Raw genomic sequence first — 20015 nt, 5'->3', positions numbered from 1 at the left:
TACGGGTGAGGGGGCTGAAGGGGACTTTCTCCGCATGGCATGCGGGGAAAGCGTCCTTCGCGCGGCGAGGTCGCGGGAGTTCCGCCTCCTCGCCTCGTCGGTCACGTAGCGAAGGCCTCCTTCCCTGCTCTCAAGGTCAGGGTCCCGGCAAAGTCGAAGAGCTGCTGGTCAGCGCTGCTGGCGGTAGTCCGGCATTTCTGGTGCCTGCAAGGGCCGAGTGGGGACGTTTTGGGACGTTGAACGTCCGAAATCCTCCCCGCTCGGGCGTGTGCCGGGGTTCCTTGGGGGAGGCATGCCCCTGAACCTCTGGTGATCGGGTTCCGTGACCGGTGTGATCCCGCGACGATGCAGGAATGGGGAGACTCAACGTCCCAACTCCTACATCATCAGCCTCGCACAGCGACGAAGAGCCGCCTGACCTACAAGACCTCGACTTTGCCGAGACCCTGACTCTGAAGGTAGCGAAGGAGGCCTTCACGGCCATCCCGCAACAAGGCCGACCGACTCGGTACCGCCGCCGCTTGCCCGCGAAGCTCAGCTATCCAGCACGACGGCCACGATCCCCGCGAAGTGCGCCAACCGCGCCACCTCTGCGGCCCGGAAGTTCGGCCCGCCCGGCCGCGCGACCAGTAGCGCCTTCCCTGGTTTCCCCAGCGGCGTCGCCGCGAGTTCCGTGCCCAGTTCCTTCCACGTCTCCGGGACCCAGGCCTCCTCGGCGTCGAGGATGGTGGCGCGTTCCAGCGGCAGCCACGGCAGGTCGGTGATCGGCGTCTCGGGCGCGGCGTTGGACGACGCCAGCCGCAGGGCGCCGGACTCCGAGTGCTCGACGACGACGGCCCAGCCCGCCCGGATGATCCGCGGCACACCCTCGGCGAGGATCTCCAGCCCCGAAGCGGGCTTCGCGGCGATTTCCTCGACCAGTTCGAGTTCGCGATGGGTGTCCAGTACCCCGGCATACGGGCGGACGGCGTCGACCTCGACGCCGTCGACGCTTTCGGCGGCGGTGATCAGCGCGTCCGGCAGCCTGCCGGAGGGGATTTCGACGACGAGGTCGTCGATGGCGACACCGCCGCCTCGTTCGACCACGTCCACGCTCAGGATGTCGGCGCCGACGGTGCCGAGCGCGGTGGCGACCGCGCCGAGGGTCCCCGGGGTGTCCGGTAATTGGACCCGGATCAGGAACGACACACGCGCCCCTCTCGCCTCAGGCGTTCCAGCCTCGCCGTGGAACGCGCTACGCCGGGCGCCGATTGTGACAGACCGGACGAGGTAATGGGGATCGACGTCCGGGGCGCGGGATAACGAACCAGGCACTCCTTACCCGACGTGGGAGTGACAGGCCGCGGCATAACCCAGTCGAGTTCGCCGACGCCGCCACCATAGACTTGCAGCTTCCGACAGAACCCGCACAGCACACCCCGGGAGTCACCCGCGTGCCCAACATTTCCCGCGACGAGGTCGCACACCTCGCCAAGCTGGCCAGGCTTGCCGTCACCGAGGAGGAGCTGGACGTCTTCGCAGGCCAGCTCGACCAGATCCTGGACTCGGTGGCCAAGGTGAGCGAGGTCGCAGGCGAGGACGTCCCGCCCACGTCGCACGCCGTCCCGCTGACCAACGTGTTCCGTGAGGACACGGTCCGACCGGGGCTGACCCAGCAGCAGGCGCTGGCCGGTGCGCCTGCCGGCGAAGAGGGTCGTTTCCGGGTGCCGCGGATTCTGGGAGAAGAGCAGTGACCGAACTCATCAAACTGACCGCCGCCGAACTGGCGGACAAGATCCAGGCCCGTGAGGTCTCGGCGGTCGAGGTCGCCAAGGCCCACCTGGACCGGATCGCCGAGGTCGACGAGCACATCCACGCGTTCCTGCACGTGGACACCGAGGGCGCGCTCGACGCGGCCCGCGCGGTGGACGCCGACGTCGCCGAGGGCAAGGCGCCGAAGTCGCCGCTCGCCGGGGTGCCGCTGGCGCTCAAGGACGTGCTGACCACCAAGGGCATCCCGACCACCGTCGGTTCGAAGACGCTGGAGAACTGGATCCCGCCGTACGACGCCACCGTGACGCGCAAGCTGCGCGAGGCCGGTGTCGTGGTGCTCGGCAAGACCAACATGGACGAGTTCGCGATGGGCTCCTCCACGGAGAACTCCGCGTTCGGCCCGACGCACAACCCGTGGGACCACGCCCGTATCCCCGGTGGTTCCGGCGGTGGCTCCTCGGCGTCCATCGCGGCGTTCGAGGCCGCGATCGCGATCGGCACCGACACCGGTGGCTCGATCCGCCAGCCCGGCGCGGTCACCGGCACCGTCGGCGTGAAGCCGACGTACGGCGGTGTCTCCCGCTACGGTCTCGTCGCCTTCTCCTCGTCGCTGGACCAGGCCGGCCCCTGCGCGCGGACGGTGCTCGACGCCGCACTGCTGCACGAGGTCATCGCCGGGTACGACCCGATGGACTCGACCTCGATCGACGCGCCGGTCCCGCCGGTGGTCGCCGCGGCCCGCCAGGGCCTGACCGGAGACCTCAAGGGCGTCCGCGTCGGCGTGGTGAAGGAGTTCGCCGGCGACGGCTACCAGCCCGGAGTCCTGCGGTCCTTCGAGGCCGCCGTCGAACAGTTGCGCGCGCTCGGCGCCGAGATCGTCGAGGTCTCGTGCCCCAACTTCACCTACGCGCTGCCCGCGTACTACTTGATCGCGCCGAGCGAGTGCTCGTCGAACCTCGCCCGGTTCGACGCCATGCGCTACGGCCTGCGGGTGTCCGACGACGGCGCGCACAGCGCCGAAGAGGTCATGTCGCTGACCCGAGAGAAGGGCTTCGGCCCCGAGGTCAAACGCCGCATCATGCTCGGCACGTACGCGCTGTCCTCGGGCTACTACGACGCCTACTACGGCTCGGCGCAGAAGGTCCGCACGCTCATCACGCGCGACTTCGACGCCGCGTACGAGAAGGTGGACGTGCTGGTCTCACCGACCACGCCGACCACCGCGTTCAAGATCGGCGAGCGTGTCGACGACCCGATGGCGATGTACCTGGCGGACCTCTGCACCATCCCGTCGAACCTCGCAGGCAACGCCGCGATGAGCGTCCCGAGTGGACTGTCGCACGAGGACGGCCTGCCGGTCGGCCTGCAGATCATGGCCCCGGCGATGGCCGACGACAAGCTGTACCGCGTCGGCGCCGCCTACGAGGTCGCGCGGGACGCCGCCAACGGCGGTTCGCTGGTGCACCAGGTTCCTGAGCTGGGAGGAAAGAAGTGACCGCCGTAGTGGAACTCATGGACTACGCCGACGTCATCGAGCGGTTCGACCCGGTGCTGGGCCTCGAGGTGCACGTCGAGCTGAACACGAACACCAAGATGTTCTGCGCCTGTGCCAACGAGTTCGGCGGCGAGCCCAACTCCAAGGTGTGCCCGACCTGCCTCGGCCTGCCCGGCTCGCTGCCGGTGGTGAACGGCAAGGCCGTCGAGGGCGCGATCCGCATCGGCCTGGCGCTCAACTGCGAGATCGCGTCGTGGTGCCGGTTCGCCAGGAAGAACTACTTCTACCCGGACCAGCCGAAGAACTTCCAGACCTCGCAGTACGACGAGCCCATCGCCTTCAACGGCTACCTCGACGTGACGCTGGACGACGGCGAGGTCGTGCGTGTGGAGATCGAGCGCGCGCACATGGAGGAGGACACCGGCAAGTCGCTGCACGTCGGTGGCGCCACCGGTCGCATCCACGGCGCCGAGCACTCGCTGCTCGACTACAACCGCGCCGGCGTGCCGCTGATCGAGATCGTCACCAAGCCGATCGAGCACACCGGTGAACGCGCTCCCGAGGTCGCGCGGGCGTATGTCACCGCGCTGCGGGATCTGCTGAGCGCGCTCGACGTCTCGGATGTCCGGATGGACCAGGGTTCGGTCCGGTGCGACGCCAACGTGTCGCTGATGGCCAAGGACGCGACCGAGTTCGGCACGCGCACCGAGACCAAGAACGTCAACTCGCTGCGCAGCGTCGAGCGCGCCGTGCGTTACGAGATGACCCGGCAGGCGGCGATCCTCGCCGAGGGCGGCACGATCAAGCAGGAGACGCGACACTTCCAGGAGGCCGACGGCACCACGTCACCCGGCCGCACCAAGGAGACCGCCGAGGACTACCGGTACTTCCCGGAGCCCGACCTGGTGCCGATCGCGCCGTCGGCCGAATGGGTCGAGGAACTGCGCAAGACCTTGCCGGAGATGCCCGCGGAGCGCCGCAAGCGCATCCAGCGCGAGTGGAACCTGACCGACGAGGCGCTGCGCGACCTGCTCAACGTCGGCGCGGTCGACCTGGTCGCCGCGACCGTCGTGGCGGGCGCGACACCGGACGAGGCCCGCAGCTGGTGGGTCAACACGCTGGCGCAGGAGGCCAACTCCCGCGAGATCGAGCTCGCCGAGCTGACGATCACGCCGTCACAGCTGGCCGACGTCATCGGGCTGGTCAAATCCGGTGAGCTGACCAACAAGCTGGCCAAGGAGGTCGTGCAGGGCGTCCTCGCCGGCGAGGGTTCGCCCGCCGAGGTCATCGAGAAGCGCGGCCTGAAGGTCGTCTCCGACGACTCCGCGCTCATCGCGGCGGTCGACGAGGCGCTGGCCGCGCAGCCGGACGTCGCCGAGAAGATCCGCGGCGGCAAGGTGGCCGCGGCCGGGGCGATCGTCGGCGCGGTCATGAAGGCCACCAAGGGCCAGGCCGACGCGAAGCGCGTGCGCGAACTGATCGTCGAGCGGGTCGGTGCCTGACCTCGCTTTGAAGAAGGTCACCTGGCGTGAGTGGCTCGGCCTCGCGGCCGGGCTGCTCGCGCTGGTGGCCTTGTTCCTGCCGTGGACGACGCTGACCGCGTCGCGCCCGGAGATCGAAGACGTGCTGACGACGTTGCCCGCCGCCGACGTCACGCGTGACGCGTGGCGCGCGGGCTTCCTCGCCTGGGCGCCGCTCTTCCTGCTGTTCCTGCCCAGCCTCGCCGTCGCGCTGTTCGGCCGCGTCGACGCCGTCCGCCGCGCGGGTTTGCCGCATCTGTGGTTGCTGGCGGCGATCGGCGCGCTCCTGCTGATGGTGCTCGGCTGGGTCACCCTCGACTGGCAGTTCGACGCTGACCAACGAGGGATCCTCTCCGCGGCCGGTGTCGAGATCGGGACCGGACTGGGCCGCTACCTCGGCCTGCTCGCCGGTGTGGTCTCCGCCGTCGTCGCCTTCTTCGACGTCCGGGTCCTGCGCGCCGAGACCCGCACCCGCCGCTGACACCCCTCCCGCAATTAGTCCTCTAGTTGCGCCCCAGGCGTGCTTGAAGGCGGATCTCGCGTGCTCAGACTCCGCACACTCGAGTTCGGTCTCCAAGCACGCGAGATACGCCTCTGAGCACGCGAGTCACGCCCTCACACCGACCTCGACAGGCTCGCCGCGGCTCCGCGGATCACGGCCGACTCGAAGGCGGAGGCGTACATGCACCGCTACACGGTGGTGGGCGGCACCACCCCGTCGCCCGTGCTGACCGTGCACACCACCGGCGACGGCGGCGCCGTCTCGGACCAGGTCCGCTCGTACGCCGACCAGGTCCGAGACGGCGCGGCGATCCCGCCCGGTCGCGCCAGACCTACGTCAACAGGGGCGGCCACTGCTCGTTCAACGCGGCGGAGGAGATCGTCCTGCTCCGCACGTTGCTGTCCCGTGTGGACAGTGGACGCCGGCCTGCCACGGACCCGCACCGGCTCACCGCCGCCGCGTCCGCCTATGGCCAGGATCATCAGCTGGTACCGGACCTGTTCGACCCGCAGGGCAAGGAAAGCCCGTCCCGCCCTCGTTCGTCCGGTTCACCCCGCCGGTGTTCCCGCGACCGTCCAGGTAAGGGAATTTCCGACAAAAGGCAACACGGCGGGCTCGTCCCTGAGATGATCTCGCGGTGAAGAAGATACTGGGGCGAATCGCCATTCTGACCGCATCCGCAGCCATCCTGTTCGGCGGTGCCACCGGCACCGCGGCAGCAGTCGACTGGGTCTTCATCGGCAGCTACCCCACGGAGGGGCAGTGCCTGGTGGCCGCTGACGCCTGGGCCAGCAGCGATGTGCGTACCAGGTGCCAGTACACCCAGATGGACGGGTGGCACCTCTACGCCTACACGATCGGCGGCTGATCCGACTACGAGAGTGGCCGGGCCGATATCGGCCCGGCCACTCTCGTGTGTCCGAGGCAGTACACCTAGTCCTTGCCGCCCCCGCCGGACGCGGCGCTCGGCGTGATGATGACGACGCGGTCGTCGCTCGACACCGGCGCCCCGCCGTCCTTGTTGACCGTGCCGGCCAGCGCGATCTGCGGGTTGATCATGCTCATGGAAGCCAGGCGGCCGAAGGTCTTCGGCGGCTTGCCGACCTTGCCGTCCATGTTGACGTTGGGCTTGCCGGTGATCGCGCCGTCCGGGGTCACCGGCAGGTTCTGCAGATTCCCCGCGATCGACGTCGCCACGGAGAGATAGCCGGTGGCTCCGACGAAGTCCGCGCATCCCGCGACGCCGGGCTTGTCCGGCCAGCTCCACGCCGGGGTGGTCAGCGGCTGGCCCGCGTGAAGCCGGTAGACGACGTCCTTGTCCGCCAGCCTGTCGGTCAGCCACACCCGCGAACCGGCCTGGTCGCGGCACAAGCCGCCGGGCGAGTGCACGCCGGTCGAGAAGACCGCCGAGCCCGCCGTCGGGTTGCCCGGCGCCGGTTTGCCGGAGGTGTCGACGCGCAGCACCTTCCCGGCCAGCGACGCCGGATCGGCCGCGAGTCCGGCGTTGCCCGCGTCGCCGGTGGCGACCAGGAGCGCGCCCTTGGCGTCGGTGCCGATCACGCCACGGTTGCCGGTGGCGCCCTTGGGAATGCCGGTCAGCACCGGCTTCGGCGCCTGACCCTTCGCCAGCCGGACGACCCGGTTGTCGGTCGGCGTGGTGATGTACGCGAAGACCAGCTGGTCTTCGGCGAAACCGGGGGACAGCGCGAGCGAGGTGAGGCCCCCGTCGCCGGAACCGTCCACGGGGATGGTGGCCCAGTCGGCCGGATCCTTCTCGGCGGCGGCGAGCATGATCCGGCCGCTCTTGCGTTCCCCCGCGAGCGCGCTGGGCGCGGAGCCGTCACCGGGGATCGCGGCCACGGCGGCGACGGTGTCCAGACAGGTCGCGATGACGGCCTTGTCGAAGTCCTTGCAGCCCTGCGGCGGTGGAACCGGGGTCGGCGTCTGGTTCGGTCCGCTGCCACGGCCGGGACCGGAGTCACCCGCCTCACCGCCAGGCCCGGCCTGCGGCGGGACCTCGGGAGACGGCGGGTTGACCGGCGTGAACTTCTGCCCGGCAGCCGTGTTGTCGAAATCGGCGCAGCCGGAGAGAAGCAGGGCGCCGCAGGTCAGCAGAGCCAGCGGCGCGGTCCATTTCCGCCGGTACCTGGTACGCACGGGGCCCAGCCTAGGTGGGCCTGCGTGAGCCACGGGTAAGCGGCACTGGATTACCGTGGTGATCATGACGGTAACCGTGCTCGTACCCGACGAAGACGGAGTGGCCGCGCTTTCGGAGATCGAAGGTGTGCGTCCGGTGGTGTACCGCCGGGGAGAGCCGGCGCCTGCCGAAGCCGCCGAGGCCCAAGTCCTCGTGACCGGTGACCAGCCCAGTGACGACATGTGGCGCGAACTGCCGAACGTCAGACTCGTGCAGTTGCTGGTGGCCGGGGCGGAGGACTGGATCGGCAAAGTGCCGGACGGCGTCCTGCTTTCGACCTGCCGCGGCGCGCACGGTGGAAGCTCCGCCGAGTGGGTCGTCGCGGTCCTCCTGGCGATCTACCGCGGTCTCGACGGTTTCGCCGATGGCCTGCGGCGGAAGCACTGGGAACGCCGGATCACCGACACCCTGCAGGGCAAGCGAGCCCTCATCGTCGGCGCGGGCGACCTCGGCAAGCACCTGCGGCGACGGCTGGAGACCTTCGACGTGCGGTGCACGATGGTCGGCGCGACCGCTCGCGAGGGCGTGCACGGCGTCGGCGAACTCCCCGGCCTGCTGCCCGAACACGACATCGCGGTCCTGATGGTGCCGCTCACCCAGCACACCCAGGGTCTGGTCGACGCGGAGTTCCTCGCCGCGATGCCGGACGGGGCGATCCTCGTCAACGTTTCGCGGGGACCGGTCGTCGTCACCGACGCGCTCGTCGCGGAACTCGCGTCGGGAAGGCTGCGCGCCGCCCTCGACGTCACCGATCCCGAACCGCTGCCCGAGGGACATCCGCTGTGGGAGGTGCCGGGGCTGTTGCTGACGCCGCACGTCGCGGGCGCGGTGAGCGGGCGGCGGCAGCGCGCCTACGCGGTGGTGGTGCGGGAACTGAGCCACTATCTGAGCGGAGAGCTGCCGAAGAACCTGGTCCACGGCGAATACTGAGCAGGGTGACGGGTGTGACAGGTCTTCATGTCGGCTGTGCGATGTGGACGCACAAGGCGTGGGCCGGACGGTTCCTGCCGCGGTCGTCGACGGCAGGGGAGCGCCTGCGGGCCTACTCCGGCTGGTGCAACGCGGTCGAAGGCAACACCACCTTCTACGCGACCCCTGCCAGGGACACCGTCGCGACGTGGGCACGGCAGACCGACCCCGGCTTCCGGTTCGTGGTCAAGCTGCCCAAGGTCGTCACGCACGAGCGACGGCTCGCCGGTGTCGAGACCGAGATGCGGGCGTTCCTGGACGCGATCGAACCCCTCGGCGACCGGGCGGTCCTGTGGACCCAGTTGCCCGCCTCGTTCGGCCCGTCGGACGTCGACTCCCTCGGCCGCTTCCTGCGACGGCTCCCCGCCGGCCGACGGCGCGCCGTGGAGGTACGCCACCCGGAGTTCCACACCGACGCCCGCTCGACGTCGCTGCTGGAGAGAACGCTCACCGACGCGGACGCGGAATGGGTGCCGTTCGACACCACGGTCTTCTTCCAGAGCCCGCCGATAAGCGAGGCCGAACAGGACGCCTGGGCCAAGAAACCCCGGCTGCCGCGGCGGACGCGGGCGCTGACCGACCGGCCGATCGTCCGTTACCTCGGCCGGGACTCGACCGAGGAGACCGTCCAGGGATGGGGACCGTGGACCGAGGTGGTCGCCGAATGGCTGCGTGCGGGCCGGTCGCCGACGGTCTTCCTGCACACCCCGGACAACGACGACGCACCGGCGCTCGCCCGCCGGTTCCACGACGACGTGCGCGCCCTGGTGCCGGGCCTCGACCCGCTGCCCGAGCCCGAACCGGTCGAGCCCGCGACCCTGTTCTGAGCCGCTTTGCCACCGGTCCGGCGGTTCAGTCGCCTGACGGGCCGGTTTCGCCTACCCTTCGCGCGTGAGCGATGACTACCAGACCGGCATGATCTCGGACGTGGCCGACTCCGACAGCGGCCCGGCCCCGGCGGAGACCAGGGGTGGGATCGACCTCGGTCTGCTCGTCCTGCGAGTGGTGCTCGGCGTGACCATGGGCGCGCACGGGCTGCAGCACCTCTTCGGCGCCTTCGGCGGGCCTGGGGTCAGCGGCTTCGCCAGGGTGCTCGGCAACTTCGGCTACACCACCCAGACCACGCTGCTCTCGTGGATCACCGGGATCAGCGAGGTGCTCGGCGGCGCGCTCGTCCTGGTGGGCCTGTTCACCCCGGTCGGTGCCGCCGCCCTGCTCGGGGTCTGCGCGAACATCGTGTTCGTGAAGTTCGGCGGCGGGTTCTTCCAGAAGGAGGGGCAGGGCTTCGAGTTCGAACTCCTGCTGGGCGCGGCCTCGCTGACCGTCCTGCTCGCGGGCTCGGGCCGGATCGCGCTGGACGTCAACACGCCTTGGCGAAAGCGGCCGCTTCCGTTCGGGCTGATCGGGCTCCTGCTGGCGGCGGCGGCTTCGGTCGTGGTGATCGTCCTCTGCCGCTGACGGACCGGTCCGCGAGTAGTCCTCTGGTTGCGGTCCTGGCTCGCATCACACGTGAGCCCCCGCAACCAGAGGACTACTTGCTCGGGTCTCGCACGGCGCCGGTGTCGGCCGAAGTCGCCATCCGCGCGTAAGCCCGCAGCGCGGCGGTGACCGGCCGGTCCCGCGAGACCGGCTGCCAAGGCCGTTCGCTCGCCTCCATCTTCGCGCGCCGCTCGGCCAGCACGTCCGCGTCGACGAGCAGCTCGAGACGGCGCTCGTGGACGTCGAGCAGGATCCGGTCGCCGTTCTGGACGAGGCCGATCGCCCCGCCCGCGGCGGCCTCGGGGGAGATGTGCCCCACCGAGATGCCCGACGAACCGCCGGAGAACCGGCCGTCGGTGATCAGCGCGCACTTCTTGCCGAGGCCGGAGCCCTTGAGGAACGCCGTCGGGTGCAGCATCTCCTGCATCCCGGGGCCACCCGCCGGACCTTCATAGCGGATCACCAGCACCTCGCCGGGCTGGATCTCCTTCTTGAGGATGGCCGAAACCGCCTCCTCCTGGCTTTCCAGCACCCGGGCCGGGCCCTCGAAGCGCCAGAGTTCCTCGTCGATGCCCGCGGACTTGATGACCGCGCCGTTCTCGGCGAGGTTCCCGCGGAGGATCGCGAGTCCGCCGTCCTTGGTATGGGCGTGCTCGACGTCGTGGATGCAGCCGTCCGCGGCGTCGGTGTCCAAAGAGGACCAGCGGTTCTCGGTGGAGAACGCCTTCGTGGTCCGGACCCCGCCCGGCGCCGCGTGGAACAGTTCGACCGCCCGCTCCGACGGCTCCTTCGCGCGGATGTCCCAAGTGGACAGCCACGAGTCGAGGTCCGGCGAGTGCACGGAGTGGACGTCGGTGTTCAGCAGCCCACCGCGGTACAGCTCACCGAGGATGGCCGGGATTCCGCCGGCGCGGTGGACGTCCTCCATGTGGTAGTCCGAGTTCGGCGCGACCTTCGACAGGCACGGCACGCGGCGGCCGATGGCGTCGATGTCGTCGATGGTGAAGTCGACCTCGCCCTCCTGCGCGGCGGCGAGGACGTGCAGCACGGTGTTGGTCGAACCGCCCATCGCCATGTCGAGGGCCATCGCGTTCTCGAACGCCTTCTTCGAGGCGATCGAGCGCGGGAGCGCGGACTCGTCGTCCTGCTCATACCAGCGCTTGCACAGTTCGACGACCGTGCGCCCGGCGTTCTCGAACAGCGCCTTGCGCGCGGCGTGCGTCGCGAGGGTGGAACCGTTGCCCGGCAGCGAGAGCCCGAGCGCCTCGGTGAGGCAGTTCATCGAATTCGCGGTGAACATGCCCGAACACGAGCCGCAGGTCGGACAGGCCGAGCGCTCCACAATGGACAGCCCGTCCTCGTCGACCTCGCTGTTGGCCGACGCGGCGATCGCGGTGATGAGGTCGGTCGGCGCCTGGGCGACCCCGCCGACGACCACGGCCTTCCCGGCCTCCATCGGCCCGCCGGAGACGAACACCGCCGGGATGTTCAGCCGCATCGCGGCGTTCAGCATGCCGGGGGTGATCTTGTCGCAGTTGGAGATGCAGACCAGCGCGTCGGCCTGGTGCGCGTTCACCATGTATTCGCACGCGTCGGCGATGATCTCGCGCGAGGGCAGCGAGTACAGCATTCCGCTGTGCCCCATGGCGATCCCGTCGTCGACGGCGATCGTGTGGAACTCGCGGGCGACACCGCCCGCCTCCTTCACCGCGCCGGCCACGATCTCGCCGAGGTCCTTGAGGTGCACGTGCCCCGGCACGAACTGGGTGTAGGAGTTCGCGATGGCGACGATCGGCTTCCCGAAGTCGCTGTCGGTCATCCCGGTGGCGCGCCAGAGCGAGCGGGCGCCCGCCGCGTTGCGGCCGTGGGTGGTGGTCCGGGAACGGAGTGGGGGCACGGCTGACTCCAAGGTTCGGGGTGGGGACCGGGGTGAACGAGCGCCAAACTGGTCCTACCAATCCTACTCCCCGGAATCGCCGGTCTTTTCCGGAGCCTCGCCCGCGTCGTCGGTCAGCCCGGAAGGATCGGCCATGTGGCCCGCGCTGACCAGCGACATCACCGGAAGATGGCGAGTGCGCACGGCCGGGAGGGCGACCTTGGTCTCGTCCTTCAGCACCGCCTGCACCTTCGCCTTGTCGGTGATGGCGAGGCCCTTGAGGGAGGACCACGGCAGGTCCCGCCGTCCGAACACCGTGCGGACTTCCAGTCCTTCGGCCGTCGCGGTCGTGCGGGTCCGGATGACGAACACCGCGAGCGCGATCGGGAAGACGTAGAGCCATTGGAGGTACGGCACGTCGCCGAACGCGACAGGCGTCACACAAACGACGAGGAAAGCGATCGCCAACAACGCCGTGTTCGGAATCTTGAAGACGGCTTTGGGAGCCTCGTTCGCCTGTTCCTGCTGCTTTTCTTCTGCCACGTCAAAGATGGTGCACCGCGTCCCTTCGGACCTCGAACGCGGGTCTTGTAGTACACCGACAGTGTCCAGCATGCGGAATCGCCGTCCCGCAGAGTTGACACTCTTGACGGGGACCGGCTAGCTTCACTCTCGTGACAACGCAGACCGGCCTCGTACTTCCCAAGCGCGTCGACGCTTAGGGAAGTCTCCGCTGCGTCGACGCGCGACCCTCGTGCGACCACTCCGGTCGGCGGGGGTTTTTTGATGTTCAAAACATTGGCGCAGCGTAGCCTGGAACAGTTTCATCCGCCGAACCAGCCAATGAATACCCGAACGAGTGACTAGACAAGACGAGGCAAACAGCGATGACTAGTGCCACCTCGCGAGCTGAAGCGAACACCGGAACATCCGGGTCCCGACCCAAGCCGGCACCGCCGGCCGGGACCCCCGTGCGGGTCACGGGCGCGCAGTCGCTCGTCCGCTCGCTCGAGGCGGTGGGCGCGGAAGTCGTGTTCGGTATTCCCGGCGGCACCATTCTCCCGGCGTACGACCCGTTGCTCGACTCGACGAAGGTCCGCCACGTCCTGGTCCGCCACGAACAGGGCGCCGGCCACGCCGCCACCGGGTACGCGCAGGCGACCGGCAAGGTCGGTGTGTGCATGGCCACGTCGGGTCCCGGCGCGACCAACCTGGTCACCCCGCTGGCCGACGCGAACATGGACTCGGTGCCGGTGGTCGCCATCACCGGTCAGCAGTCCCGCGCGCTGATCGGCACGGACGCCTTCCAGGAAGCCGACATCTGCGGCATCACGATGCCGATCACCAAGCACAACTTCCTGGTCACCGACCCGGCGGACATCCCGCGCACCATCGCGGAGGCCTTCCATCTCGCCTCGACCGGCCGCCCCGGCCCGGTCCTGGTGGACATCCCCAAGGACGTCCTCCAGGAGATGACTTCCTTCTCCTGGCCGACGGAGATGCGGCTGCCGGGTTACCGTCCCACGCTGCGCCCGCACGGCAAGCAGGTCCGCGAGGCCGCCCGGCTGATCAGCAAGTCGCGTCGCCCGGTCCTCTACGTCGGCGGTGGCGTGATCAAGGCGGACGCCTCGCGTCAGCTGATGGAATTGGCCGAGCTGACCGGGATCCCGGTCGTCACCACGCTGATGGCCCGCGGCGCGTTCCCCGATTCGCATCCGCAGCACCTCGGTATGCCGGGCATGCACGGCTCGGTCTCCGCGGTCGCCGCGATGCAGCGAGCGGATCTGCTGATCGCGCTCGGCGCCCGCTTCGACGACCGCGTCACCGGGCAGCTGTCCTCGTTCGCACCCGACGCCGCCATCGTGCACGCCGACATCGATCCGGCCGAGATCTCCAAGAACCGCAAGGCGGACGTGCCGATCGTCGGCGACTGCGCGGAGATCATCACCGAGCTGATCGAGGCCGTCCGCGCCGAGACCGACAAGTCCGCGAAGCCGGATCTGAAGGACTGGTGGACGCAGGTCAGCTCCTGGCGCGACGACTACCCGGCCGGCTACGAGTGGCCCGAGGACGGGACGCTTTCCCCGCAGTACGTCATCGAGCGGATCGGTTCGCTCGTCGGCCCGGACGCGGTCTACACCGCGGGCGTCGGCCAGCACCAGATGTGGGCCGCGCAGTTCGTGAAGTACGAGAACCCGCGCACCTGGATCAACTCCGGCGGCCTCGGCACGATGGGCTTCGCCGTCCCCGCCGCGATGGGCGCCAAGTTCGGTATGCCGGACAAGCAGGTCTGGGCCATCGACGGCGACGGCTGTTTCCAGATGACGAACCAGGAACTGGCCACCTGCGCCATCGAGGGCGCGCCGATCAAGGTCGCCGTCATCAACAACGGCAACCTGGGCATGGTCCGCCAGTGGCAGAACCTCTTCTACTCGGAGCGGTACTCCAATACCGATCTCGGTACCCACAAGCACCGCATCCCCGACTTCACCCTGCTCGCGGAGGCGCTCGGCTGCGCCGGGCTCCGCTGTGAGACCAAGGAGGACGTCGACGCCACCATCCGGCGCGCCATGGAGATCAACGACCGCCCCGTCGTGATCGATTTCGTGGTGGGGAAGGATGCCCAGGTGTGGCCCATGGTGGCCTCGGGCACCGGTAACGACGAAATCATGTCCGTGCGCGGGATCCGCCCGCTCTTCGACGACGATGAAGTCGCCGAGGAGGCGGAGCTGAACGCCGCCACAGAAGGAGACGCCCGATGAGCGTGCACACCCTGAGCGTTCTGGTGGAGAACAAGCCCGGTGTCCTCGCGCGGGTTTCCGGACTGTTCTCCCGGCGCGGTTTCAACATCGAATCCCTCGCCGTCGGACCCACGGAGAATCCCGAGGTGTCCCGGATGACGATCGTGGTCGCCGTCGAAGAGCTACCGCTCGAACAGGTGACCAAACAGCTCAACAAGCTGGTCAACGTCATCAAGATCGTGGAATTGGAAAAGTCCACAGCCGTGCAGCGCGAACTGCTGCTCGTCAAGGTCCGGGCCGACGCCACCGTGCGCAGCCAGGTCCTCGAAACAGTGCAGCTTTTCCGTGCGAAAGTGGTGGATGTGTCTCCCGAGGCGCTCACCGTCGAAGCCACCGGGACCTCGGACAAGATCGGTGCCCTGCTGCGGATGCTGGAGCCCTATGGCATCCGTGAACTGGTCCAGTCCGGAATGGTCGCGGTCGGCCGTGGCGCGCGGTCGATAACCGCCACCTCCGCTCGATAGTCCATCCATGCCCCGCCGCCACCCTCAACAGAGAAGCTGCGCTTCACAGGGCGCCTTAATTTTGTAAGTCAGGAAAGGAAACAGTACCCCTCATGGCAGTGGAAATCTTCTACGACGACGACGCGGACCTTTCGATCATCCAGGGTCGCAAGGTCGCCGTGATCGGCTACGGCAGCCAGGGCCACGCGCACTCGCTCAGCCTGCGCGACTCCGGCGTCGACGTCCGCATCGGCCTGCCCGAGGGCTCGAAGTCGCGGGCCAAGGCCGAGGAACAGGGTCTCCGCGTGCTCACCCCGGCCGAGGCCAGCGCCGAAGCCGACCTGATCATGGTCCTCGCGCCCGACACCAAGCAGCGCGCGATCTACGAAAAGGACATCGAGCCGAACCTCAAGGACGGTGACGCGCTGTTCTTCGGGCACGGCTTCAACATCCGCTACGACCTGATCAAGCCGCCGGCAGGCGTGGACGTCGCCATGGTCGCGCCGAAGGGCCCGGGCCACCTGGTCCGCCGCCAGTTCGTCGACGGCAAGGGCGTTCCGGCGCTCATCGCGGTCGAGCAGGACGCCTCCGGCAACGCGCAGGCCCTCGCGCTGTCCTATGCCGCCGCCATCGGTGGAGCCCGCGCGGGTGTCATCAAGACGACCTTCACCGAGGAGACCGAGACCGACCTCTTCGGCGAGCAGGCCGTTCTCTGCGGTGGGGCCTCCGCGCTGGTGCAGACCGGTTTCGAGGTGCTCACCGAGGCCGGTTACGCCCCGGAGATCGCCTACTTCGAGGTGCTGCACGAGCTGAAGCTGATCGTCGACCTCATGTACGAGGGCGGCATCGCGCGTCAGCGCTACTCGATCTCCGACACCGCCGAGTACGGCGACCTGACCCGCGGCCCGCGCGTCATCTCGCCGGCGGTCAAGGAAGAGATGAAGAAGATCCTCGGCGAGATCCAGGACGGCACCTTCGCCCGCGAATGGGTCGCCGAGGACGAGGCCGGACGGCCGAACTTCACCAAGCTCGAGGAGCAGGGCAACCAGCACCCGATCGAGGAGACCGGCAAGAAGCTGCGCGACCTGATGTCGTGGGTGGACCGGCCGATCACCGAGACCGCCTAGTTTCACCGCTTAGTTGTCACCGCGAAGGGGCCCTTCATCGTGAAGGGCCCCTTCGTTTTGCGTGCCGGAAAGCGATAGCGTGGAAACCATGAGTGAGCAGCCGGTGGATGACAAGGCCCAAATCCGGCCAGAGCTGGACCTGACCGAAGTGACGTGGATCCGGGCGGAGCCGGAGGGTGCCGACCTCGAAGACTGCGTCGAGTACGCGTTGGTGCCGCACACCGACGGCGTCACCTACACCGCGATGCGCCAGACCTCGGATCCGGACGGCCATGTCCTCGTGTTCACCCCGAGGGAATGGGATGCCTTCGTGAAAGGCGTCGCGGACGGCGAATTCGACCTTCCCGCTTAACCGAGCGCGAACAGCTCGTCCAGCCGCCATTCGACGATCAACCCGTCGCGCACGGAATTGCGGGCTGCCGCCCGCTGTACCCTGACAATCGAACTCGCCGATCACGACCGCGGGGGCGAGGGTCTCGTGGATCACCAGATCACGGACCTGGAAATCGACCTCGTGCCGCTCGCCGAACTTGAAATGTTCACGCAGGTCCTGCCGGGTCTTCAGCGTCTTGGCCCCGGGCATAGAGTTCTGACAGTTCGCCCCACTCGCCGTCCACGAGCCGCTCGAACACGCCACGCGGGCTTCGGATCCGCCGTCGACGTGGGCCGTGGCGGAACCGGCGTGATTTCCCGCTCCGCGGTCTCGTAGCACTTCTTCAGTTCTTTCAGACCATCGCCGCGATGAGCCCGTCTCGCACCCGGAGGAGCTGGATATTGGCGATGTCAAGGGATTTTCCGGTGTCGAGTACCGCCGACGTCGCGGTACTCGGCGATGATCACCTCCGGGTCGGTCTTCCCATAAATCAGGACATCTGCCCTGCTCATCCGCACGTTGATTCATCCGCCAAGTCTTGAGGAGGGTCTCGCGGCCTTCGAAGCGGGTCGGCACGGGCGGGCGCTGCGGGTTCTCGACGACGGCGTCTTCCGCGTAGAACGCGAAAAGGTCCTTCCAGTGGCCGGCGGTGATGCCTCCGGAAAGCTTGTCTAAGGCTTCGCGCGTGTGGTCATTGAGGTTTCCAGGCAGACGAAACGGAAGTGCCCCCAATGCCACATTGGAGACGCTCAGCGTCTCCAATGTCGCATTGGGGACATCAGTGCCAAGCTTAAGCGTCCCGCAGCACCGCCAGGATTTCTTCCTGCTCGAAGTGCTCAGCCCACCCCAGAGCCGACGACGAGTACAAAGAGTCCTCAACGGACACATCCGCCTCCGCCGCCAGCAAAGCGCGAACCGCCGCGACGTGACCGCCCTGCACTGCCAGATGCAGCGCCGTGACACCTTCCCCGTGGGACAGCCCGCCGAAGGTGCCCTGACGGTTCACCGAAGCACCAAGCTCCGCGAGCGTTCCGATCACCTCGGCCTTTCCCTGGGCGGCGGCCCACGTCAGCGCCGTTCCCCGATAGACATCGGCGTTCACGTCGGCTCCCCGCTCCACCAACGTGCGGACAGCCGAAGAGCGGTCGTTTCGCGCGGCCCACGAAAGCGCCTCATCGAGAATCTCGGCGGGGTCTTCGCTCGGCCGCCATTTCGGGAAACCGCTATGCGGCCGGTGGAACTCGCGATGTGCGCCCGCCGCGGGGGAGAGCGTGCCATCCGGCGCGATCAACGCGTCGAGCAGGTCCACGCGGCCGAGACCGGCGGCGACGCGCAGGTTGGCGGGGGACAGGCCGCGCGCGGCCAGTACCTCGGCGGCCTCGCGGTGACCCCAGAACAACGCGACCATTAGCGGCGTCCCGCCGTCGCCGCGCGCGGATACATCGACCGGGGCGCCCGCGTCGAGCAGCATCGTGACCAGCAGTGGCAGGCCGACGTAGCCCGCCTGATGCAGCGCCGTCCAGCCGTGCACATTGGCCGACGCCGGATCGGCCCCGTGGTCCAGCAGAATCCGGCACAGCCGCTCGTCGCAGGTCGCGGTGGCCATGCCGAGCAGATCATTCCCGTTCTCCCCGTGCGCGTGGACGAGCGTGGGCAGGTCGCCGATCAGGCGCGCGAGCCCGGCGAGGTCCCGCGCGTCGATCAGTTCCCGTGCCCGTTCGAAAGCGAGTTCAGCCGGTGACGTCACGCTTCCGCACGCTACCCGCGACCCCCGACAAAAGCCGCCATTCCGTCAGCGGGATCCGCTCGTCCCCGGTCAGGACCTGCAGGCAGACATGATCCGCGCCCGCGTCCAGATGTGCTTGCACCCGCGCGGAGATCGCGTCCTCCCCGACGGCGACCAGCGCGTCCACGAGGTGATCCGAGCCGTAATCCTCCTCGGTGAAGCCGAACCGCCGCAGATTCGCCCGATGGTGGGCCGCCGGCTCCAGGTACATCGACACGTGTCGTCGGGCGATCTCCCGATCCGAGCCCAGAACCACGGCCTGTTCGACGGCCAGGTAAGCCGAAGGGCCCATGATTTCCCTGGCGAGAGCGGTGTGTTCGACCGGGACGAAGTACGGATGCGCCCCATCGGCGCGTTCCGCGGCCAGGGAGAGCATTCGCGGCCCCAAAGCGGCCAGCAGCCGACGACGCGGAGAGTCCGGTGTGGACAGTTCGGCCTTGTCCATCCCGTCGAGGTATCCGCGCATCGCCTCCAGCGGTTTCGCACCCGGCAGGTGTCCGCCCAACCCCAGGACGAACCGGCCCGGATAGGCCTCGGCGAGCGTCCGTTCGGCGGCCGCCGCGGCCATCGGTTCCCGATGGCCGAACCGCGCGATCCCGGTGGCGACCGTCAGCCGGGACGTCGCCGCCAGCAGCAGGCCCGCTTGCGTGAACGCCTCCCTTCCCAGGTATTCGCCGAACCACAGCGTGTCGAACCCCAGCTCTTCGACTTCCGAGGCCGCGTCGCGAACCTCGCCGATTTCCCTGCCGTCGAAGGAGAACGTCCAGATGCCGACGCTCACCGGATCACCGCCGTCAGCGCCGGGGCCAGTCGTTCCAGCTGGTCCACGATGGCTTCCGGGCCGTCGCCGACCGGGTTGACGAGCACGGTGTCCGCGCCGGCGTCGATGAGTTTTTTGACCCGGCCCGCGATCTTCTCCTCGTCGCCCCAGGCGGTCAGCTCGTCCACGAGCCGGTCGCTGACCCCGTCGATGTCGGCGTCGTTGTAGCCAAGCCGTTTCCAGCCCTTGAAGTAGTGCGGAATGTCGTACTGCTTCATCAGTTCGATGGTCCTCGCCACGTGCACCCGAGCCTCCTCCCGGTCGCCGAGCAGGACCGGATGCTCCGGGATGAGCGGCTTGTCCGGCCCGACGATCTCGCGGGCGTACGGCGTGTGCTCTAAGGGCTGCGCGAACGGGTGCGCGCCGTCCGTCATCTCCCTCGCCAGTTCGAGCATCTTCAGGCCGACGGCGGCGAGGACGCGCGGAAACGGGATCGGTGAAGGGAATTCGGCTTCCGCGGCGGACGGGGCCGCGAGGTACTTACGGGTCTGTTCGAGCGGCCGGTAGTCCGAGCCGGTCTTCGCCGCCTGATGCCCGATCCCGACGCCGAGCACGAACCGGCCGGGGAAGGCCTGCGCGAGTGTCCGTCCGCCGCTTTGGGCGGTGTACGCGGGCCGAGACCCCATGTTGGCGATCCCGCTGCCGATCACCACCCGGTCGGTGGCGGCGAGCGTGATGGCGCTGTACGCGAACAACTCCCGGTTTCCCGGTCCCCCTCCGCCCGACACGGACCGGTAGCCCAGCTCTTCCAGCCGTTGTATCGCCCGCCGTTCCTCGTCGGGTGTCGGCGTGAACATGCCGACCGGCAGCCAGACACCCACCGGGCCCAGCCGGTTCCGGGTTTCTTCGATCAGGTCCATCGCAAAGTCTCTCCA

20 protein-coding genes are annotated in these 20015 nt (G+C 68.6%); 12 read left to right on the top strand and 8 right to left on the bottom strand.

The annotated features are described in order from the left end of the window. Positions 1-534 precede the first annotated feature (534 nt). Positions 535-1188, bottom strand: a complete 654-nt coding sequence (locus ACM6LU_RS31335) for an amino acid-binding protein (RefSeq protein ID WP_414941416.1) — start codon at positions 1186-1188, stop codon at positions 535-537. 245 nt (positions 1189-1433) lie between these two features. On the opposite strand from ACM6LU_RS31335, the gene gatC reads away from it, so the two are divergent. From gatC to ACM6LU_RS31315, 4 genes are read left to right on the top strand one after another with little or no spacing between them, the layout of a single operon-like run. Beyond that, entirely contained in the window at positions 1434-1733 is a 300-nt protein-coding gene (gene gatC / locus ACM6LU_RS31330; protein WP_414941415.1) for an Asp-tRNA(Asn)/Glu-tRNA(Gln) amidotransferase subunit GatC, read from the top strand. Continuing rightward, the gene (gene gatA / locus ACM6LU_RS31325; protein ID WP_414941414.1) at positions 1730-3247 is read left to right on the top strand and encodes an Asp-tRNA(Asn)/Glu-tRNA(Gln) amidotransferase subunit GatA; all 1518 of its coding nucleotides are present in this window, start codon (positions 1730-1732) and stop codon (positions 3245-3247) included. Before gatC ends, gatA begins: the two co-directional genes overlap by 4 nt. After that, positions 3244-4749: an Asp-tRNA(Asn)/Glu-tRNA(Gln) amidotransferase subunit GatB gene (gene gatB, locus ACM6LU_RS31320; protein ID WP_414941413.1), complete on the top strand. Its 1506-nt coding sequence runs from the start codon at positions 3244-3246 to the stop codon at positions 4747-4749. The genes gatA and gatB overlap by 4 nt, the downstream gene beginning before the upstream one ends. Continuing rightward, on the top strand, positions 4742-5248 hold the full coding sequence (locus ACM6LU_RS31315) for a hypothetical protein (RefSeq protein ID WP_414941412.1): 507 nt from the start codon (positions 4742-4744) through the stop codon (positions 5246-5248). Before gatB ends, ACM6LU_RS31315 begins: the two co-directional genes overlap by 8 nt. Before the next feature lie 209 nt (positions 5249-5457). Here the strand turns inward: ACM6LU_RS31315 and ACM6LU_RS31310 are convergent, their stop codons facing one another. After that, the gene (locus ACM6LU_RS31310; protein ID WP_414941411.1) at positions 5458-5751 is read right to left on the bottom strand and encodes a hypothetical protein; all 294 of its coding nucleotides are present in this window, start codon (positions 5749-5751) and stop codon (positions 5458-5460) included. A gap of 155 nt (positions 5752-5906) precedes the next feature. On the opposite strand from ACM6LU_RS31310, the gene ACM6LU_RS31305 reads away from it, so the two are divergent. Further along, positions 5907-6137 carry a hypothetical protein gene (locus ACM6LU_RS31305; protein ID WP_414941410.1) on the top strand — a complete coding sequence of 77 codons (231 nt, stop codon included), beginning with the start codon at positions 5907-5909 and terminating at the stop codon, positions 6135-6137. 65 nt (positions 6138-6202) lie between these two features. On the opposite strand, the gene ACM6LU_RS31300 is transcribed toward ACM6LU_RS31305, so the two are convergent. After that, complete coding sequence (locus ACM6LU_RS31300; protein ID WP_414941409.1) at positions 6203-7426, bottom strand: PQQ-dependent sugar dehydrogenase; 1224 nt, start codon at positions 7424-7426, stop codon at positions 6203-6205. Positions 7427-7490: 64 nt separating this feature from the next. On the opposite strand from ACM6LU_RS31300, the gene ACM6LU_RS31295 reads away from it, so the two are divergent. From ACM6LU_RS31295 to ACM6LU_RS31285, 3 genes are all read left to right on the top strand, one after another. Continuing rightward, a complete protein-coding gene (locus ACM6LU_RS31295; RefSeq protein ID WP_414941407.1) occupies positions 7491-8396 on the top strand; it encodes a 2-hydroxyacid dehydrogenase in 906 nt (301 codons plus the stop codon). 41 nt (positions 8397-8437) lie between these two features. After that, positions 8438-9262, top strand: a complete 825-nt coding sequence (locus ACM6LU_RS31290) for a DUF72 domain-containing protein (protein WP_414941516.1) — start codon at positions 8438-8440, stop codon at positions 9260-9262. 88 nt (positions 9263-9350) lie between these two features. Then, a complete protein-coding gene (locus ACM6LU_RS31285) occupies positions 9351-9893 on the top strand; it encodes a DoxX family protein (protein WP_414941515.1) in 543 nt (180 codons plus the stop codon). Between the two features lie 73 nt (positions 9894-9966). Here the strand turns inward: ACM6LU_RS31285 and ilvD are convergent, their stop codons facing one another. Both ilvD and ACM6LU_RS31275 read right to left on the bottom strand, forming a co-directional pair. Next, a complete protein-coding gene (gene ilvD, locus ACM6LU_RS31280; RefSeq protein WP_414941406.1) occupies positions 9967-11811 on the bottom strand; it encodes a dihydroxy-acid dehydratase in 1845 nt (614 codons plus the stop codon). 63 nt (positions 11812-11874) lie between these two features. Next, positions 11875-12333 carry a PH domain-containing protein gene (locus ACM6LU_RS31275; RefSeq protein ID WP_414941405.1) on the bottom strand — a complete coding sequence of 153 codons (459 nt, stop codon included), beginning with the start codon at positions 12331-12333 and terminating at the stop codon, positions 11875-11877. A gap of 344 nt (positions 12334-12677) precedes the next feature. Between ACM6LU_RS31275 and ACM6LU_RS31270 the strand changes: the two genes are divergently transcribed. From ACM6LU_RS31270 to ACM6LU_RS31255, 4 genes are all read left to right on the top strand, one after another. After that, positions 12678-14552, top strand: a complete 1875-nt coding sequence (locus ACM6LU_RS31270; protein WP_414941404.1) for an acetolactate synthase large subunit — start codon at positions 12678-12680, stop codon at positions 14550-14552. After that, positions 14549-15055 (top strand): acetolactate synthase small subunit, encoded by a 507-nt coding sequence (gene ilvN, locus ACM6LU_RS31265; RefSeq protein ID WP_076162709.1) that lies wholly within the window; start codon positions 14549-14551, stop codon positions 15053-15055. The genes ACM6LU_RS31270 and ilvN overlap by 4 nt, the downstream gene beginning before the upstream one ends. Before the next feature lie 92 nt (positions 15056-15147). Continuing rightward, positions 15148-16161: a ketol-acid reductoisomerase gene (gene ilvC, locus ACM6LU_RS31260; RefSeq protein WP_414941403.1), complete on the top strand. Its 1014-nt coding sequence runs from the start codon at positions 15148-15150 to the stop codon at positions 16159-16161. 88 nt (positions 16162-16249) lie between these two features. Next, positions 16250-16513 (top strand): DUF397 domain-containing protein, encoded by a 264-nt coding sequence (locus ACM6LU_RS31255; protein WP_414941402.1) that lies wholly within the window; start codon positions 16250-16252, stop codon positions 16511-16513. 811 nt (positions 16514-17324) lie between these two features. Here ACM6LU_RS31255 and ACM6LU_RS31250 read toward each other — a convergent pair. Genes ACM6LU_RS31250 through ACM6LU_RS31240 form a run of 3 tightly spaced genes read right to left on the bottom strand, consistent with a single transcriptional unit; the run spans position 17325 to position 20000 of the window. Then, entirely contained in the window at positions 17325-18281 is a 957-nt protein-coding gene (locus ACM6LU_RS31250; protein WP_414941401.1) for an ankyrin repeat domain-containing protein, read from the bottom strand. After that, positions 18265-19101: a TIGR03620 family F420-dependent LLM class oxidoreductase gene (locus ACM6LU_RS31245; protein ID WP_414941400.1), complete on the bottom strand. Its 837-nt coding sequence runs from the start codon at positions 19099-19101 to the stop codon at positions 18265-18267. Before ACM6LU_RS31245 ends, ACM6LU_RS31250 begins: the two co-directional genes overlap by 17 nt. Next, the gene (locus tag ACM6LU_RS31240) at positions 19098-20000 is read right to left on the bottom strand and encodes a TIGR03620 family F420-dependent LLM class oxidoreductase (protein WP_414941399.1); all 903 of its coding nucleotides are present in this window, start codon (positions 19998-20000) and stop codon (positions 19098-19100) included. Before ACM6LU_RS31240 ends, ACM6LU_RS31245 begins: the two co-directional genes overlap by 4 nt. Between the last annotated feature and the right edge of the window lie 15 nt (positions 20001-20015).

Origin of the sequence: Amycolatopsis sp. cmx-11-51, from assembly GCF_047608665.1 — a bacterium.
Taxonomy (GTDB): Bacteria; Actinomycetota; Actinomycetes; order Mycobacteriales; family Pseudonocardiaceae; genus Amycolatopsis.
This window is presented reverse-complemented; position numbering and strand designations above follow the sequence as displayed.

Excerpts from the sequence above, each read along its gene's own strand:
- ACM6LU_RS31295 (WP_414941407.1), top strand. The coding sequence starts at position 7,491 with ATGACGGTAACCGTGCTCGTACCCGACGAAGACGGAGTGGCCGCGCTT.
- ilvN (WP_076162709.1), top strand. The coding sequence starts at position 14,549 with ATGAGCGTGCACACCCTGAGCGTTCTGGTGGAGAACAAGCCCGGTGTC.
- ACM6LU_RS31310 (WP_414941411.1), bottom strand. The coding sequence starts at position 5,751 with ATGATCCTGGCCATAGGCGGACGCGGCGGCGGTGAGCCGGTGCGGGTC.
- ACM6LU_RS31285 (WP_414941515.1), top strand. The coding sequence starts at position 9,351 with ATGATCTCGGACGTGGCCGACTCCGACAGCGGCCCGGCCCCGGCGGAG.
- ACM6LU_RS31240 (WP_414941399.1), bottom strand. The coding sequence starts at position 20,000 with ATGGACCTGATCGAAGAAACCCGGAACCGGCTGGGCCCGGTGGGTGTC.
- ACM6LU_RS31255 (WP_414941402.1), top strand. The coding sequence starts at position 16,250 with ATGAGTGAGCAGCCGGTGGATGACAAGGCCCAAATCCGGCCAGAGCTG.
- ilvC (WP_414941403.1), top strand. The coding sequence starts at position 15,148 with ATGGCAGTGGAAATCTTCTACGACGACGACGCGGACCTTTCGATCATC.
- ACM6LU_RS31290 (WP_414941516.1), top strand. The coding sequence starts at position 8,438 with ATGTGGACGCACAAGGCGTGGGCCGGACGGTTCCTGCCGCGGTCGTCG.
- ACM6LU_RS31270 (WP_414941404.1), top strand. The coding sequence starts at position 12,678 with ATGACTAGTGCCACCTCGCGAGCTGAAGCGAACACCGGAACATCCGGG.